The 16,997-nt window shown below is 54.7% G+C and carries 14 protein-coding genes and 1 pseudogene; 13 read left to right on the top strand and 2 right to left on the bottom strand.

The features are described from left to right. The first annotated feature begins 11 nt into the window (after nucleotides 1-11). The 7 genes and pseudogenes from ACP5D4_RS10825 (at nucleotide 12) to ACP5D4_RS10795 (ending at nucleotide 7,055) form a co-directional block, all read left to right on the top strand. Nucleotides 12-407, top strand: a pseudogene (locus tag ACP5D4_RS10825) (zinc ribbon domain-containing protein). Nucleotides 408-490: 83 nt separating this feature from the next. Continuing rightward, nucleotides 491-1,003: a hypothetical protein gene (locus ACP5D4_RS10820; protein WP_428011638.1), complete on the top strand. Its 513-nt coding sequence runs from the start codon at nucleotides 491-493 to the stop codon at nucleotides 1,001-1,003. A 177-nt stretch (nucleotides 1,004-1,180) separates the two neighbouring features. Further along, nucleotides 1,181-1,948 carry a hypothetical protein gene (locus ACP5D4_RS10815; protein ID WP_428011637.1) on the top strand — a complete coding sequence of 256 codons (768 nt, stop codon included), beginning with the start codon at nucleotides 1,181-1,183 and terminating at the stop codon, nucleotides 1,946-1,948. A gap of 93 nt (nucleotides 1,949-2,041) precedes the next feature. Then, nucleotides 2,042-2,290, top strand: coding sequence for a hypothetical protein (locus ACP5D4_RS10810; protein WP_428011639.1), 249 nt, complete (start codon nucleotides 2,042-2,044; stop codon nucleotides 2,288-2,290). 454 nt (nucleotides 2,291-2,744) lie between these two features. Next, entirely contained in the window at nucleotides 2,745-4,823 is a 2,079-nt protein-coding gene (locus ACP5D4_RS10805; RefSeq protein WP_428011636.1) for a cation:proton antiporter, read from the top strand. Nucleotides 4,824-4,859: 36 nt separating this feature from the next. Further along, nucleotides 4,860-5,567 (top strand): hypothetical protein, encoded by a 708-nt coding sequence (locus tag ACP5D4_RS10800; protein ID WP_428011635.1) that lies wholly within the window; start codon nucleotides 4,860-4,862, stop codon nucleotides 5,565-5,567. 3 nt (nucleotides 5,568-5,570) lie between these two features. Further along, nucleotides 5,571-7,055: a phytoene desaturase gene (locus tag ACP5D4_RS10795; RefSeq protein WP_428011634.1), complete on the top strand. Its 1,485-nt coding sequence runs from the start codon at nucleotides 5,571-5,573 to the stop codon at nucleotides 7,053-7,055. Nucleotides 7,056-7,129: 74 nt separating this feature from the next. Here the strand turns inward: ACP5D4_RS10795 and ACP5D4_RS10790 are convergent, their stop codons facing one another. Next, on the bottom strand, nucleotides 7,130-7,585 hold the full coding sequence (locus ACP5D4_RS10790) for a DUF4332 domain-containing protein (protein WP_428011633.1): 456 nt from the start codon (nucleotides 7,583-7,585) through the stop codon (nucleotides 7,130-7,132). A gap of 876 nt (nucleotides 7,586-8,461) precedes the next feature. Between ACP5D4_RS10790 and ACP5D4_RS10785 the strand changes: the two genes are divergently transcribed. The 6 genes from ACP5D4_RS10785 (at nucleotide 8,462) to ACP5D4_RS10760 (ending at nucleotide 14,259) form a co-directional block, all read left to right on the top strand. Further along, nucleotides 8,462-9,682 (top strand): type IV pilus twitching motility protein PilT, encoded by a 1,221-nt coding sequence (locus ACP5D4_RS10785; protein WP_428011632.1) that lies wholly within the window; start codon nucleotides 8,462-8,464, stop codon nucleotides 9,680-9,682. Between the two features lie 126 nt (nucleotides 9,683-9,808). Then, a complete protein-coding gene (locus tag ACP5D4_RS10780; RefSeq protein WP_428011631.1) occupies nucleotides 9,809-10,054 on the top strand; it encodes a Nif11-like leader peptide family natural product precursor in 246 nt (81 codons plus the stop codon). Beyond that, complete coding sequence (locus tag ACP5D4_RS10775; protein ID WP_428011630.1) at nucleotides 10,033-10,170, top strand: hypothetical protein; 138 nt, start codon at nucleotides 10,033-10,035, stop codon at nucleotides 10,168-10,170. The genes ACP5D4_RS10780 and ACP5D4_RS10775 overlap by 22 nt, the downstream gene beginning before the upstream one ends. A gap of 137 nt (nucleotides 10,171-10,307) precedes the next feature. After that, on the top strand, nucleotides 10,308-11,171 hold the full coding sequence (locus ACP5D4_RS10770) for a DUF928 domain-containing protein (protein ID WP_428011629.1): 864 nt from the start codon (nucleotides 10,308-10,310) through the stop codon (nucleotides 11,169-11,171). Continuing rightward, complete coding sequence (locus ACP5D4_RS10765) at nucleotides 11,168-13,489, top strand: CHASE2 domain-containing protein (protein ID WP_428011628.1); 2,322 nt, start codon at nucleotides 11,168-11,170, stop codon at nucleotides 13,487-13,489. Before ACP5D4_RS10770 ends, ACP5D4_RS10765 begins: the two co-directional genes overlap by 4 nt. A gap of 389 nt (nucleotides 13,490-13,878) precedes the next feature. Beyond that, a complete protein-coding gene (locus ACP5D4_RS10760; RefSeq protein ID WP_428011627.1) occupies nucleotides 13,879-14,259 on the top strand; it encodes a Mo-dependent nitrogenase C-terminal domain-containing protein in 381 nt (126 codons plus the stop codon). An 85-nt stretch (nucleotides 14,260-14,344) separates the two neighbouring features. Here the strand turns inward: ACP5D4_RS10760 and ACP5D4_RS10755 are convergent, their stop codons facing one another. After that, nucleotides 14,345-16,801, bottom strand: coding sequence for a CHAT domain-containing protein (locus ACP5D4_RS10755; RefSeq protein WP_428011626.1), 2,457 nt, complete (start codon nucleotides 16,799-16,801; stop codon nucleotides 14,345-14,347). Nucleotides 16,802-16,997 lie beyond the last annotated feature (196 nt).

Below are 16,997 nucleotides of genomic sequence, written 5' to 3'. Positions count from 1 at the left end.
TCGCCAAACACATCTCTGATTGTGCGTGGGGAGAGTTCGTCAACCAACTGGACTATAAATGTCAGTGGTACGGACGAACGCTCGTCAAGGTAGATCGATGGTTCCCGAATCCCCCCTAACCCCCCTTATTAAGGGGGGAACTAAAGGGGGGATGTTGCGGACACAAAGCCGATTCGATGGCGTTGGATGTCAGAGAGTGGACTTGTCCGAAATGTGGGACGGTTCACGACCGGGACATCAACGCCGCACAGAATCTTTTGGCGGTGGGACACACCGTTACAGCCTGTGAAGCGAGTGTAAGTCTTGAAGGACATTGTTCCCAAGAGCAACTGCGAAAAACCCGTAAGGGAAGGAAGCAGGAACCTAAATCGCGAGGTTTGGGAATCACCGTCCTTCCAGGGCGGTGAGGATGTCAATGCAACGAATTTTCATATTTTCAAGAGTCAAACCTCGCTACTCTAGAAGTAGAAAGAAAAAGACGGAGATCGCAATGACTGCGTTTATGGGTTCGGGACACCAACGTCCCTCATGGCAAACCGTTCTTTCCGTCGTACTCGCTCTGTGGTTCGGCGGCAGCCTCGTCCTCGATTTAGTGGTCATGCCGAGTTTGTACGCCACGGGCATGATGACAGAACCCGGATTCGCCTCCGTGGGATATCTGACTTTCGAGCGGTTCAATCATCTAGAATTATTATTTGCTGGATTGGCCTTAACCAGCGTATTGGTGTTAAACCAAACGCGACATTTTTTCGGCACTCAAACGCGCAAAGCAATTATCCTTTCGATTTTGTTGTTAGGCGTTGCCCTAACTTATACCTATTTCTTTACGCCGCAGATGGGTGCTTTAGGAGTCCAACTCAACCTGCTCGAACCCGCTGAGGACGTTCCCACCGCAATGGCATCGATGCACCAAGGGTACTGGATTTTAGAACTGCTCAAACTGGCCTCGGTGTGGATTTTAATGCGGCTTTGCTGTCGTCAAAATACCGCCGCGAGCAGTTAAGACGGAATTCAGGTCTCAAATCACCGTTTCAGCCCCGTTTCAGATAGTCCCCGTAGTCGCGTATGTCAACGGCTGCGGGGTTTTAGCATGGCGGCGATCGAATCTCGGCTTTGGAAAAACCGGACGAATTTTGCTACAATAGTAAGTTCGCAAAAAAGTCTGGGGAAGAGGGAATCTATGGCCATCATTGCGTTACGAGGTTGGTATATCGAAAAATACGAACCGATCGAAGACCTGAGAAAACGCCCCCACGACATCCGTTTGAGTAAAAACAGCCTCCTCAAATCGGGATTGCGGGCGGACTTCCTGGAAGAAAGCGCCGAAATCGAGCGAACCGATTGGTTCAACCGCTATTTAGCCGGAGAACGGGTAGAATTTTACATCGAAGGAAGTGGAGGATACGCCATTTCCAACATCGACCTGAGCAGTCACGAAATCTATTTCACCAAACAAGACGTATTAGCCCATCTCGAGCCGAAAATCTTCCTCTCCCGTCAAACCAGCTATCCCGACGCCAACGAGAGCTTACAAGAACAGCTCGAAACCTTCATCACAGAATACAACCGCAAATCGCGAATTCCCCTGACCCTGGAACTGTCCCAACGTCCCCTCGAAGGTACGATGCGGCTGAGCGCCCATCAAATGCGACAAATCCGTAAAAGCCTGCTCGTCATCGCCGATACCACACCCTTAGCCGAAACTGGGGGCGACGAGTCGCAGTTATTACCGAGTCCCAACGTCTGCGTCGAACTGGGCTACGCCTTACAGAGCAAACCCGTCGAACATATTCTGCTGACTCGCCAGAACCGGCCCGAACTGTCCGGTCAATATCCCTTCGACGTTCCCACGTACCAACAGCTCGATTTCAACAACGCCGCAGAACTCGAACGAACCCTACCAACCGTTATCGAAGCGATGTTACAGCGATTCCGTTTGGTATCCTAGTTTGAGATGCGATCGCATACCGTTGCCAAGGCGTCATCGATCGCGTCTCGGCATCCAAACGCCACTGAAATGCCATTATTACCCGCCAAACCCATGCCGAAACCTAGCGAATACGCCGTTCATCTATTTTTCAGCGGCGGACAACGAGAAGAAGTCCGGTTTCCCACCATCGAAGACTTTCAAAAATGGTACGGTAGCGAGCTGAAACCGAAAGCTCAATCGGAGGATTTCATCAACATTCCCATCAAAAACATTCAAGGCGAGTATATGGTGGCTCGCCCCTCGAGCATCGTGGCCATCCGTCTCGAACCCGTCTACGTCTCCAGTGTCGATCGCTTTTAACCCCCAATCGCTCGCCGGAAAAAACGGGTGCATCTCAAAGAAAGCCGAAACATCCACTCCGACGAAACCCGGTATCTGGAAAATTCTCAGTTTCAGGTATCCCATCTCTTAGACATAGCAGGTTTCTGACGATTTTCATTTTTGAGATACACCCGAAAAAAACACCCCGCCAGCAAACGATTAAAAATTTCAATCAATTGAAATTCGATCGTTCCAAACCCTGAAATCGCGTCTTTTTCCTCGTTTTCGATCCCTCTCTCCCCCCAGAGCGAGGCAGCCGATCGATCGACTTATGTTATCCTGTTTTGACTTGTCTTCGACGGGTCAGACAATCTGTATTTGTACCGATTTTTCAAAAAACAGTCTACGCTAAAAAACAAAGGTGACGGTCGCCTGCGGCAGGTCGCCCCGTTCGATGTCGTATCGAACGGATGGTAGCTGACGTTTCAGCCTTATGGACGCATCCTTTGAGATTACGCTTCTAATTGTCCTGACCGTAACAGCCGGAATCGGGTCGCAAGTCCTCGCCGAATACTTCAAAGTTCCCGGCATCGTCTTTCTGCTCGTGTTCGGCATTCTCCTCGGTCCGAGCGGTTTGCACTGGGTCAACCCCACCCTGTTGGGAAACGGACTCGAAGTCATCGTCTCCCTGTCGGTGGCCTTGATTCTCTTTGAAGGGGGCTTGAGCCTAGAGTTACGGGATTTAGGGCGCGTGTCGGGGAGTTTGCGAAACCTCGTCAGCTTCGGCACGCTCATCGCCTTTATCGGTGGGGGTATGGCCGCCCACGGCTTAGCGGAATTTCCCTGGCCCATCGCCTTTCTCTACGCCGCCTTGGTGGTCGTCACCGGCCCCACCGTGGTGACGCCACTCCTCAAACAAGTTCGGGTCGATCGACAAGTGGCCACCCTCCTCGAAGGGGAAGGCGTCCTCATCGACCCCGTAGGCGCCATCCTGGCCGTCTTAGTCTTAGACGTCGTTCTCAACGGCGACGCCGACCCCGTGGGCGTCCTCAGCGGCTTGTTGCTGCGTTTGGGCATCGGCGTCGGACTCGGTGCTGGGGGCGGTTGGCTTCTCAGCGAGTTCATTACCCGCGCCAACTTCCTCTCCGAAGAACTCAAAAACCTCATCGTCCTGGCTGGCGTATGGTTTCTCTTCGTCCTGTCTCAGTTCGTCGTCAGCGAGTCCGGCTTGATGGCCACCGTCGTGGCCGGAATGGTCATGAGAGCGTCCTCCTTGCCCGAAGAACGGCTGTTACGGCGCTTTAAAAGTCAACTGACGGTTTTAGCGGTGTCGGTGTTGTTCGTCCTCCTGGCCGCCGACCTGTCTATCCCCAGTTTGTTCGCCCTGGGATGGGGCAGCTTGGGAACCGTGGCCGTGTTGATGTTCGTGGTGCGTCCCCTCAACGTCTGGATTTGCACCGGAAACAGCAACATGGATTGGCGTCAGAAACTCTTTGTAAGCTGGATTGCGCCGAAAGGGATCGTCTCGGCGTCCGTGGCCTCTCTGTTTTCGATCCTGTTGACCGATCGCGGCATCAACGGGGGGGACGCCATTAAAGCCCTGGTGTTCTTAACCATTATCATCACGGTGCTGTTGCAGGGATTGACGGCGAAATGGGTGGTGCGCTGGCTGGGTCTCGAATCCACGACGGCGACGGGTTTGTTAATCGTGGGATCGAACCCCCTCAGCCGTCTCATCGCCCGGTTGTTTCAAGAACGAGGGGAGGCGGTGGCCATCGTGGATACCGACCCGGAAGCCTGTCGGGAAGCCGAACGGGAGGATTTGAAGGTCTTTCTCAGCAGTGCCTTGGATACGGAAGTGTTGGAAGAAGCCGGGTTGGAGTCGATGGGAACTTTCCTGACGATGACCAGTAACGGGGAAGTCAATACGGTTCTGGCACAGCGGGCGATGGAAGAGTTCGAGCCGCCTCGGACTTTAGCCTTGTTACCTCGGGATAAGTCCAGTTCCCCGACGAACAAGGTGAAAATCAAACAGGCCATGATGCCCGAGTTTCCGCTGAAGATGTGGAACAAGTACCTCAGTGAAGGGGAAGTGAAACTGGGGGAAACGGTGTTGGAAGAACCGGGGGTGGCGTTCCAGAAAGCGCATTTACAGGCGTTGATTCGATCGGGGGAATTGGTGCCGCTGCTGCGGGAGCGCGATCGCCAGTTACAGGTGCTTTCCACTTCTGATAGTTGGGAAACCGGCGATCGCATTATCTATTTGCTGCACGCCCCGAAACCGAAACTGCTCAAACGTCTCTCGGGGGCCAACAGTTCTCATCTGAAGGTGGAAAAACTGCCGGAAGTCGAAGAAGTGGCAGTGCCGACGACAGTGCGCGATCGAGCGGAAGTGGCTGAAGACGGCGAAGCTAAGGCGACCCCCCGTCCGGGGAACTCCCCCAGTTCCAATTCCCAACCCGCCAGTTCTCAACCTCCAAACGCCGAAACCCCAAAGTCTGAAAAAGTGGTCGATCTCGGTGCGATCGACCACTCCTCGCCAGAGGTGGGTTTGAACCGTCGCGAAACCTAACGTTAAAATCGACAGGTTGAGACCGAGAACCCGATCATGACCCCTGTTTCCGATCGTCCCCCTGCGGTAGATGTCACCCCCGCCATCTACGATCGCATGATGGAAAAAGTTCCAGAGGACTGGAAAGATCGCTTTCGCGACCCCCTCACCTGGGACGACAGTATGCGAGAAAAGGTGGCGTCGGTGTTGTTACCCTGCGCCGTAGAAGAAGCGATCGCACAATCGAAACAACGGGGCGATCGCGGTCTGATTCTCTACGACCAAAAAGAGGTCGAAACCATTATTTACTACATCGCCCAAGACCACAGCGATACAGTCTTGTGGATGGCAGACGCCGCCATGAAACAGCAGGTGGCCGACTTCGTTGGCACCTACAACCCGGAAACGGAAGCCGTTATCGTCATCGCCAGTTCCTCAAGCGTTCAAGCGATGTGGGTTCGGGAAGACGGTACCATTCAAACCGACGGCGCCAAAGCCGCTAACTCCCTCCCCGTCTCTCTCCCCGAAGGCGTTACCGTCTCCACAGAAGAAACCGAAGGCGTCTACTCCTATCGCTTTTCTCACGTCCAACTGGGGGATTTGGGGCGAATTCGCCTGGTTCCCAACGCCGAAGCCGGACTCTCGTTTAAAACCGAAACCACCTCGGGAGATACCGAAGCGGAAACCCAAGAAAAACAAGAGTTGTTCGCACCGCTGGCTCGTACTATCGTCGAACGCTTAGAAGCGGCGCTCGAACAGAAGTAACCCATGAAAGTCGTTGTGATTGGAAGCGGGTTCGGAGGACTCTCGGCCGCCATTCGCCTACAAGCGGCCGGGTGTTCGGTGACGGTGGTGGACAAACGCAGCCAGCCGGGGGGTCGAGCGGTGGTGTACGAACAGGACGGGTTTACCTTCGACGCTGGCCCCACCATCGTGACGGTTCCCCAGTTAATTCGAGAACTGTTCGAGGTGGCGGGGAAAAACATTGAGGATTACGTGAAGTTAGTGCGCCTCGACCCGTTTTATAATGTCCGCTTTCCCGACGGTTCGGTGTTTCGCTACAACAGCGATCGCGAGGCGCTTCTGGCACAAATCCGCCAGTTCAACCCCAGCGATGAAAAGGGCTATCTTCGCTTTAGCAACGATGCTTCTGCGATTTTCGAGGCGGGATTGCCCTTGATGGAACGGCCGTTTCTCAGTTTTTTCGATATGTTGCGCGTCGCCCCGGATATGGTGCGCCTGCAAACCTATCGATCGGTCACGAGTTTGGTCAACAGTCACCTCAAAGATCGCCGTTTGCGTCAGGCGTTCAGCTTTCACCCGCTGTTGATTGGGGGAAATCCCTTTCAAAGTCCTTCGGTATACGCCATGATTCACCGCCTGGAACAGGAATTCGGCGTCTGGTTTCCAATTGGGGGAACGGGGGCGTTAGTGCGGGGGTTGGTGACGCTGTTTCGCCAGTTACATGGGACGTTACGGCAAAAATCTCCGGTCGAGGCGATTACCATCGACCCCGAGACGGGACGAGCTACGGGAGTACGCTTGACGGATGGGGAAGTGTTGGCGGCGGACGCGGTGGTGAGTAATGCTGATGTGGCTCATACTTATTTACATTTGGTGCCGCCAAGGTTTCGCCGTCCCCAGTTGCGTCGCCGACGGTATTCGATGTCTCTGTTCGTGTTGTATTTTGGGACGGACAAGCAATATCCGGAGATGGCGCATCACGAGATTTTGATGGGAAAGCGGTATCGGGCGTTGATGGAAGATATTTTCCAAAATCACCATTTAGCGGAGGATTTCGCGCTATATTTGCACCATCCTACTGCCACCGATCCCAGTTTGGCGCCGCCGGGATGCGATAGTTGGTACGTGCTATCTCCGGTGCCGAATTTGGAGGCGGATATCGACTGGAAGACGGTGGCGCCGCAGTACCGCGATCGAATTGTGGAATTTCTCGAACGTCACTATCTGCCGGATTTGTCGGAACATATCGTCACGGAACGGTTTATCGATCCCCGTCATTTCCGAACGACGCTCAACAGCCATCTCGGAAGTGCGTTTTCCATCGAACCGACTTTGTTTCAGTCGGCTTGGTTCCGTCCCCACAACCGCAGTGAAACGATTCCGAACCTCTATTTAGTTGGGGCGGGAACTCATCCCGGCGCGGGAATTCCCGGCGTGTTGAATTCGGGAAAAATCGCGGCAGAATTGATAATTGATGAGGAAGAGGGAACAGGGAACAGGGAACAGTGAGCAGCGAGCAGCGAGCAGACTGCTCCTCATCCCATCAACCCATCATCTCCTCAACCCATCATCTCCTCAACCCATCATCTCCTCAACCCGAACGGCCATGCGGCTTGTATCCACTGGATGACTTGACCTCGGGAGGGACATAAGTCTTTTCGCTGGAGGGTGGCGACGTGGAGACGCTGGATTTGAGGGTAGAGTTTGTGGATGGGGGTTTGGCTGAGTTGGGCGGCGGAAATGATGCCGCAGTGGAGCAGTAAGCCGCAATGTTGACAGCCAACGGCGGGAACTCGCGCTAAGTCGGATAAGGCCACCCATTTTCGGACGTAGTGGGTGGAAATGCCCAGTTGGGTGGCGAGGGCTTGGGTGCGATCGCCCCGACTGACGCGATCGAGCAGTTCGAGGGTGGTATGGATGCCGAGAGCGTTTAAGGCTTGACAGTCTTCGGCTCGTAAGCCGGGAAGGCGATCGATCGGCCAGTTTTGGGGCGATCGACCTCGGGTTTTGTCCGGTTGGGAATCTGGAATCTCGGACATCAGTGTTGAATCTAATAACAATGGAAAGGAAAGTTTACGGTTCTGACTGGGTTGGGTTCAAACTCCTGTTTTAGCATATTTGAGTTACGATTTTTAGGTTTTTTTGATAAAATATATTGAGAAATTTTGCAGAGTACAATATAAATATTTCCTCTCAATATTCAATATTAAGTCGTATTTTTTTGAGTTTTTAAACTGGGAATTTCACTATAAATTTCATAAAAAAATACAATTGTAAATGGGCGCATCTTGCTTTTATGAAAACATGAATTTGGGTAGGTTGGTTGTAACGGAGTGGAACCCAACAGCCGCTCAAAAAGCGTCGATCAGTGGGTAGTAATTTTGAACTTACAGTATTTTGAACTTACAGTTTTGAGATGAATCCATCGTAAATTTTATACAAATTTTAAAGGATAAATGTTCAGGAGTTAAGCAGTTTTGACAAGAAACGCGGTTTTTTACTTAAGTTCTAATGTTGTTACGATTCGCTCGCCAGGAATATAGAATCAAAGGCTATTATAAGTTTCATGGACAAAAACGAAGCTGATATTGATTATTAAGATTTTTGCAAAATAATTTTGATGTTTAAAATTGTCTTAATTTTTTGAGGAGTCCCTGAAGCGCGATCGCAGATTTTAAAATGGTATAGTGTAGCCAGTCTAGGCAATTCGTAAACTATCCATATCGTAAATTTTTGTAACGACATTTTCGCAACCCCTAATGCGTTTGACACTCAAACTTGAAACAAGTCCATTGAAAGGGAGCGTTAAAATTGTCGAACGTCGGTTCGATTTGCTAAAACCAAACAGCATTCTTTCACAAAGCTGAAAGTGGAGTTCTGTCATCGGAGTTCGAGCCATGCCCGAAAAATATAAAATGCCATCTGCCAGCGCTTCAGCAAGTTCCAAGGCATCGGGAAGCCACAAACCGCCACCGCCGCCTCCTCCGAAACGAGGATCGAGTCCTGCCCATTCAAAAGTTGCCGATCCGAATACCTCGATTAAAAAACTGGTCAAACAGGCGTTCGATCGCAACGCTTCGGACGTTCACATTCGAGTGGGGGAACTGCCACGATTCCGCATTCGAGGCAAAATGGAAGAACTCGATCGCGCGGTGAAGGTAACGCCTGCGATTTTCGAGCAATATCTGGCGGAAATTCTCAACCCCGAACAGCGGAAACAGTTCGCCAAAGAAAAAGAACTGGATACCGCTGTATTTTACCCAGGACTGGTACGGTGTCGGGTGAACTGTTTCGACTCCCTAACTGGGGGGGCGATGGTGTTGCGGTTGATTACCCTCGACGTTCCCACCATCGACAAACTGCACCTTCCGCCAGTTCTCAAAAAAATCGTCGGATATTCTCAAGGATTGGTTCTCGTCACGGGGCCGACGGGTTCGGGGAAATCGACGACGATGGCGGCGATGCTGGACTATATCAACGAAACCGCCAACAAACATATCGTCACCATCGAAGACCCCATCGAGTTCGTTCATTCTTCCAAACAAAGCCTGATCAGCCAGCGAGAAGTGGGGTTGCATACCCTGGAATTCCACCAAGCTTTACGGGCGGTATTGCGGGAAGATCCCGACGTGATTCTCATCGGGGAAATGCGCGATCGCATCACTATCAACACCGCCTTACAAGCCGCCCAAACCGGACACTTGGTGTTGGGAACCCTGCACACCCGCAACGCGATCGATTCCGTCAACCGCCTGCTGAACCTGTACCCCCCCGACGAACAACCCGTGATGCGGGTGCAACTGGTCGAGTCGTTGGTGGCGGTGGTGGCGCAACTGTTGTTACCGACGACCGATCGCAAACGGGTGGCGGTTCACGACATCCTCATCAACACGGCGGCGATGAAAGATTTCTTGATGCGGGGGGAAGAAGACGAAGCCTTCCACCTGATGAAAACCGACACGATGGAAGGAATGCAGATTCTCAACCAAGCCCTGTACAAAGAAATTCTCGACGGCCGCATTACCATCGAGGACGCGCAAAAAGTATCCCCCGACCCCGGCGAACTCGATCGCCTGATGCGGACGGGAGGTTACGATGCGTCGTCGTCGCCTCGGGAGTGGACGATGCCGGAATAGCCAACCGCCAAAACCACGAGATGGAAAACTTCTGGTCTTTAACCTCTTCTAAGATAGGATACGGATTGTCTAATCGCATACGCATACGAGTTTTCGGCGATCGAAGCTCGAGTTCTCAACACCGTTATGTCTAAAGAGAGTGCCGAACAGTTTCTCGAAGATGTCCTGCATCGTCCTGAGATGCGGGACAACTTTACCGAAGTTCAAAACCCGGAAGAATTCCTGAAAGTTGCCCGTCAGTTGGGATACGACTTCTCGACTTCCGAATTAGAAGCGGTTGCCCGCGAACACAGCCAAGGGGTGACGATGCGGCGACATACGGGAATCTGGCCCTGGTTGCGAAGCGTTAAATGGATCGATCGCAGTCGGTGAACCTGCGCCGACGCTGGCTGTCGAACCGGGCGCGATCGCGTGGGGTAGAAGACAGTTTGACGGGCGATCTTTCCGGTCTCGACGGCTTCAGGAGTCCTGCACTAGACTGGAATTAGCCCGATCGGGATGCTGTCGAACCCACAACGCCCATCACCGACAACAGGACCCAAAACAGTACCCAAAATATCGAACGGACAGATTGGGGGTTGCGTTCGAGTCGATCGTTTCTCACCAACGTTACCGTCACTAGCTTATGCTTCGCAATCGCGCTCGCTCTGCCACTGTTGCTGTCTTCACCTTCGCGATCGCTGTGGCGGGCGGTCTCTCGACTGCCGCGATCGCTCAGTTTTCTCCGCCCGATCGCGGGACTCCCATCACCGCTGACGGCGGCGCCGCCCGCTTTTCTCCGCCCGATCGCGGCGCTCCCGACTCTGCCGATGGCGGCGCGACACGACGGGGCGACTGCATTCGCATCACGCCCTTGATGCCCACAGACGAGATGGGCGAATACTACGGTTTGACCGCCGACGGACGCCCTACCCTCTATTGGTACGTTAGCGGTGCCAAGGCGGGACTCGAAACGGCCACCATCGCCTTGGAACGGGACACCCCAGACGGGAGCATCGAAACCGTCAGCGAAACGGTGGTGGACTTGCCGGCCGATTTAGCCGATCGACCTTATGTTTTACAGCGAGCCTGGCCTTCAGAGGCCGAGGATCTCGCCCAGGAGATGCCCTATCGATGGTATCTGGAAGTGCAATGCAACCCGGCTCGACCTGCCGATCCCACCACGAAATATGTCCTCGGCGGTTGGCTGGAACGGGCGGAACCGTCGGCGGAACTCAGCGCCGCCTTAGACAGGGCGGACGATCCCCTAGAGCAAGCGCAACTGTACGGAGAGGCGGGGTTCTGGTTCGACTACATGGAGCGCCTGTTAGCGGCGTCTCCGGCGTGGAATTATTTGCTTCGAGGGTTCCAGGCGATCTCGGAAGAGTCCGAGGCGACGGTGGAGACAGAAGAGGCTAGGGCGGAGGTGGCGTTTCTTGCGGTAGTCCGCGATCGATCGATCGAAGCCTCTCCCGCCACTGAGGCAGAGAGCCAGACTCAAACCCCATGATAAGCAAACGGCTGAAATCTCAGTTTTGGCAGTGGCGAGGGGCTTTAGCCGTCGCCCCCATGGCCGCCCTGGCCATCGGAGCCTTGCGGACAACGGGCGTGTTACAAGGATGGGAACTGGCCGCCCTCGATGTCTTCTTTCGCTTGCGTCCGGAGGAACCCACAGACGAGCGCGTGGTCGTCGTCGGCATTTCCGAACGGGATTTACAACAGTACAGCCACCCCATCAGCGATCGAATTCTGGCGCAACTCCTCGAACGCATCGCCGAGGCCGAACCGCGAGCCATCGGGTTGGACATCTATCGAGATCTGCCCGTTCCCCCCGCCTACGGCGATTTGGTGTCGATGTTTCGCGAACGGCCGCAACTTCTGGCTGCGGAAACCCCCGTGGAACCGGGCTACGAAGATCTCGTCGAAATTTATCGCAACAGTCCCAACCTCCTGGGAATCGCCAAAATTACCGGGGGATTCGAGCGAGTCGACCCGCCTCCGGTTCTGGCAGAACTCGATCGCATCGCCGCCAACGACCTCGCCCGGGACGAAGATGGCAAACTGCGGCGGGCTTTTCTCTATCTGAGCGATCCCGACACCGAAGAAATCGTCTTCAGTATTGGCTTTCACCTGGCCATGCTGTACTTGCAAGCCGAGGGCATCGAACCGGAACTGACCCCGGACGAGCGCCAGTGGGTCAAACTGGACGAAACGGTGTTCGTCCCCCTTGACAGTCATTTCGGCGCTTACGTGGGCATCGACGACGCGGGCTATCAAGTTCTTCTGAACTATCGCGGCGGAGAGCGCAAGTTTAACGCGGTAGACCTGCGACAGGTTCTGGAAGGGGAGGTTTCGCCGGAGATTTTTCGCGACCGCGTGGTTCTCATCGGTTCGACGGCTGAAAGCCTCAAAGACTTTTTCGATACGCCCTTCAGTGCCGAGAGTCAGGGCATCGATAAAATGGCGGGGGTGGAGGTTCACGCCCATATCGTCAGCCAAGTTCTCAGTACCACTCTCGACGGTCGATCGCAAATCCGATCCTGGTCGGAACCGAAAGAGTGGGGGTGGATTCTCATCGCGGCCAGTTTGGGAGCGGGGGTGAGTTGGATTTGGCGCTACAGTAACTCCTTTTGGCGCATCGCCGGCCAAGGTCTCCTCGGCGTAACCTTCCTCCTGGTCGGATACGGAGCATTTTTACAGGGATGGTGGATTCCCGTGGTGCCGCCCCTGTTGGCGCAAGTTCTCGCCTCCATCGGCGTCACCGCTTACGTGGCGCGTTCGGCCGCCGACATCCGAGAGACCTTTAGTCGCTATCTCACGGACGAGGTGGTGGCGACCCTGTTGGAAACCCCGGAGGGCTTGAAAATGGGGGGCGAACGCCGCAAAATTACCATCCTGACCTCGGATTTGCGCGGGTTTACCAGTATTTCCGAACGGTTGCCCCCGGAACAGGTGGTGTCGATCCTTAATATTTATCTCGAGGCCATGGCCGATGCGATTACGGCTTATCAGGGAACCATCGACGAGTTTATGGGGGACGGGATTTTGGTGCTGTTCGGGGCGCCGACGCAACGGGAGGACGACCCGGAACGAGCGATCGCCTGCGCCCTGGCGATGCAGTTGGCCATGGATAAGGTGAATCAGCATATGAGCGATCGAGGCTTGCCCCATTTGGAAATGGGTATTGGGATCAATACTGGAGAGGTGGTAGTGGGGAATATCGGCTCTCTCAAACGCACGAAATACGGCGTCGTCGGCTCTCAGGTGAATTTAACCTATCGCATCGAGTCTTATACTGTCGGCGGTCAGGTGTTGGTGACGGAATCCACGATGCGGGAAACGGGGGATATCGTCGAAACTGACGACGAGGAACAGGTGTCTCCCAAGGGGGTGAAGAAACCGATGACGGTCTATTCTGTGGTGGGGATCGGGGGTAAGTATCAACTCCGGTTGCCCCAGCCAGAGGTGCTGTTGCGCCCCTTGTCTCCGACGGTGGCGGTGCGATACACCCCCTTAGTGGGCAAGCATTTGAGCGATCGAACTTGGCCGGGGCAGTTGGTGCAGTTGTCGCCAAGTCGGGTGCGGGTGCGATCGACTCAAGCCATGGCACCCTTGACGAACTTACGCTTTCAGTTGAGGGTTCCGGGGGAACAGGGCACCATCGAGGGAGAGTTTTACGGCAAGGTCGTTAAAGGCGAGAATTTGTGCGATCGAGAGTTCTGCCTGCGCTTGACTGCCGTTCCCCCGGAAGTCAAGCGGTATTTCGAGACCCTCTACCAAGGCGCTTTGACGCCGACCCCCCCCGAAGCCACGCCGTCCGAAACCTGAGACTTCCTCGGCTTCAAGTTCCCCTCCTCCGGCTCTCCCCCCTTCGTTCCGGCGAGACAAGGCGGCGATGACGCAACAGTTCTTTGTACTTTTTTAACAGAATTTTTTTGAGGCGTCGATCGAACCTGCCATCGCCCCAAATCCCCATTTCATCGACGGTTTATCGATCGGACTAAAAAAACATTTATATTGCTTTAAATAGATTTTTCAATATCCGTAAAACTGAGTAGTCATACGCTGAAGATTGGTGTCATAATACCTCATGAGGATATATCCCTACCGCAATTGCTTGCGATCTTTTCGTTCGAATCGATCGATCGTACCGGAACCTTCGATCGAGAGGGTGTTAGTAAAAACAACACCTCTACAGAATTCAACCGATTCGATTCATGACTGTATTAGACGAGACAATTCAACAAATCGTAACAGTTAGTTGGGTGTGGCTTCGCAAAGCCGAACCGCAGCATATTGCCCACCCTTCCGTTACGCCGTCCGCGCCTTCCAAAAAACGCTTCGATCCCTTATATCCGCTACGTCAGTGGCTCGATAATTTGGAAATGCGATCGCCCGAACAAGCCCATTGGATTTGTCAAACCATTCCCGCCCAATGTCCCTTCGAGCGAGACGTGAAACTCTTCGGAAAAACCCTGTTTCACATCCCACCCCTGTGTAAGCTCAATCCATTGTACGAACAATTTGTCTACCTGCGGTTTCGCGCCCTGTCTTATTTAGCCGAGGACTGCGGAGAAGACATTACGCCTTACATTTAACAACAGGTGTTAACAACAGGTGGCGAAACCCCCCACCTGTTGACTCAGTGGGGGGAGTTTGCAGAAACCCGCTGATGCCCCCCGTTCACGGCGACGCCTCCCACGCCATCACCTCCGACCAATCGCCGATGGTTTGCGGCGTCCACAACCAATTTCGACTGAGGGCGCTCGGTTGAAACTGGCTGGCGTCCTGTTGGAGAACCAGTTGGCGCAGTTGAATCGCCTTGTCCGCGAGATCGTCTCGTTGTTTCGGGGCGATAGTTGTCGAGGCGCGAGAGAGAGACAAGGCCAACCCCGCATAAACATTTAAGGTCAAAGTTTCCGAGGACATCCCCGCCAAAGTCGGTTCGTTAGTCATCTGGCCCCTGTCGATAGTTTGCACGATGTCCAACCAGGTATCGTAGGCGGCGTCCCAATCTTCCTCGGCGTAGTAGACGAAACCGAGAGCGGTGCGATACAGCAAAGAATCGCGATCGCGCCGGACGGCCGCATCCCAGGAACGGCGCACGTCGTCGAGGCTGTAATCCTCGTTCCCCGCTTGCAGGAACTGCCACGCCAGACGACCTTTTAAAAACAGAATCTTCGGATCGTCCAGTTGCGCCGTGGGAACCTGTTCCAGGGCAGCTTGGGCTTGGGCGAGAGCGTTTCGATCGACCGCCAACAGAGCCGCCACCGCTTCCGTTCCCGCTTCCATATTACCTTCGGCGAATTCCGCCATGGCCAAACTGGCCAACTCCGGCGTCGATAAATCCTGCCATCCCTCGGGGGTACTCGGCGGCGAGGGAGCTTGAGGGACGACGACAATCGGCACGTTGCCTCGAGACAAGTCGGAGGTCGTGCGACTGCGATTCCACCAGAAACCGACTCCCACGGCGGCCACCAAGGCGACAGCGACGGCGTAACCGAGTTTCTTTCCCTTGAAGCCTGGGGACGATTCCGAGGACTCGGGCGATCGTTCCCGAGAAGGCGGCGTTCGTTGGGAGGGAGGCGTCACCTCAGAGGCGTCTTGAGTTGGGGATCGATCGATCCCCAACGGCAAAGTTTTCGACGAAAACAGGGAGGGAACCGACGACGACGCCGCTTCGGTGGCATCGGTATCGGGGGGCGGCGGTTCGACTGGGGGCGGTTCTCCCGTCGGCGGCGACTTGGCCAGTTCGCTGAAAATTTCGCTCACCAGTTCGGCGGCTTCGGCGTCGTCCGTCATGTCGCCGTATTCAATTTCCCCAAGTTCTCCTTCGAGACGATCGTCGTCTTCATCCGTGGCGTGCCGCAACAGGGGCGTTTCTAAATCCCTGGCGGGTGAAACGACAGAGGCATCTTCGGCCGGCGTTTCAGCGGGATTTTCCACGTGGGGCGCACTCGTCAAATAGCCGTCAAACTGGGGATGCAGATAGAAAATCGGTAAAGCCCAGTAGAGTTGGTTCGATCCGTAGGCAGAAATCAAGCCCTGTCGCGCCCGACTCACGCTTAAATCGATGGGACAGCCCCGCATCAGGTTGCGGTAAAACAGCCGCGTCAGGGTCAAGGCGACTTCGTCGGGAATGCGTTCGGCCATGGCTAACACCGCCGGAATGCCACGTTTGACCAGGGCGCTGGCCAGGTTGCGCTCTCCGGAAGCCCGCACGTGGGCCCCGCGACAGGAGTTGAACAGCACCATTTGAATGCCGTTGTTGGCCAGGAGTCCGGCTAAGTCGTCGCCGCTGAGGGGTTCGGTGAGTCCGGTGGTGGGATTGACGAGGTAGACGCTACCGCCGGAGGCGCCGGAATTGCTGTGTCCGGCGTAGTGGAGGATTTGATAGTGTCCGTGTTCGAGGGCTTGGGTGAGTTGGCTGCGACTGGGTTGTTCGAGGATTTCGACTTCGGTTTGCAGGGGACTTTGGCCGGTGTCGGAGAGCCGTGTGAGTTCGGTTTGTAAGTCTTGGGCTTCCCGCGTCAGTTGCAGTTTGTCGCGATCGCTCGGTGCAGCGACAGCCATGAGGATTCGCAGGGGTCGATCGGGGGGAAGTTGTGGGGTAATGGCGGCGTTTCCCAGGGCGGGGCGCAGTTCTTTGCCGTTGGTGCCGGGGAGGTAGCGGGAAAACAGGACGTTGGTGCCGGTGGCGAGGGGATAGTCGCCGTCGTGGAGGACTTCCCAGGGCAGGCCGGGGAGGCGAGTGCCTTTGAGTCCCAACCGCAGCCGCAGGGGTTCTTGGCGGTTTTGGGCGATGCCTTGGGCCATCATCCAGCTATCGCGCAAACTCCCTTGAAATAGGGCGTTGTAGAGCTGTTGTCCCAAGGTTACGAGGTCGGGTTGGGTTCGATCGAGGGTTGTCGGGGATTTGCCTTGCAGCAGCCCAGATAGGGGATCGCTCATCAGGTCTCGGGCTTGGGCTATCCAGCCTTCGACCTGCCACAGGGCTTGTTCTTCGGCCAGCGGGACTCCCGGTGCGACGCGCTCGGTTCGCACGAGATATTCGTCTACTCCAACTGGCGTTACGGAAATCTGAAATTCCTGAGTCACGAGCTTCGATCGATCGCAATTAGGGGTCGAGAGAGAAGTCACCTTCTCCCCCTCCGATTCAGAACCGTACCTGAGACTTTCACCTCATACGGCTCCTAGTTTGCTATCCCTTGACATGGGTGCAGTCATCCCGTTCTTTGACTTCCGTCATACCGGGTCTTAATATCTTGACAGTGGCAGTTTCAACCGTAGCTTAACCATGTCGGATTGTCGGTGGTCACGATATTGGTTGTCAGTT

Origin of the sequence: Baaleninema sp., from assembly GCF_049974805.1 — a bacterium.
GTDB lineage: Bacteria > Cyanobacteriota > Cyanobacteriia > Cyanobacteriales > Geitlerinemataceae > Baaleninema.
The sequence above is the reverse complement of the archived record's forward strand: the minus strand, read 5'-3'. Positions and strand labels throughout refer to the sequence as shown.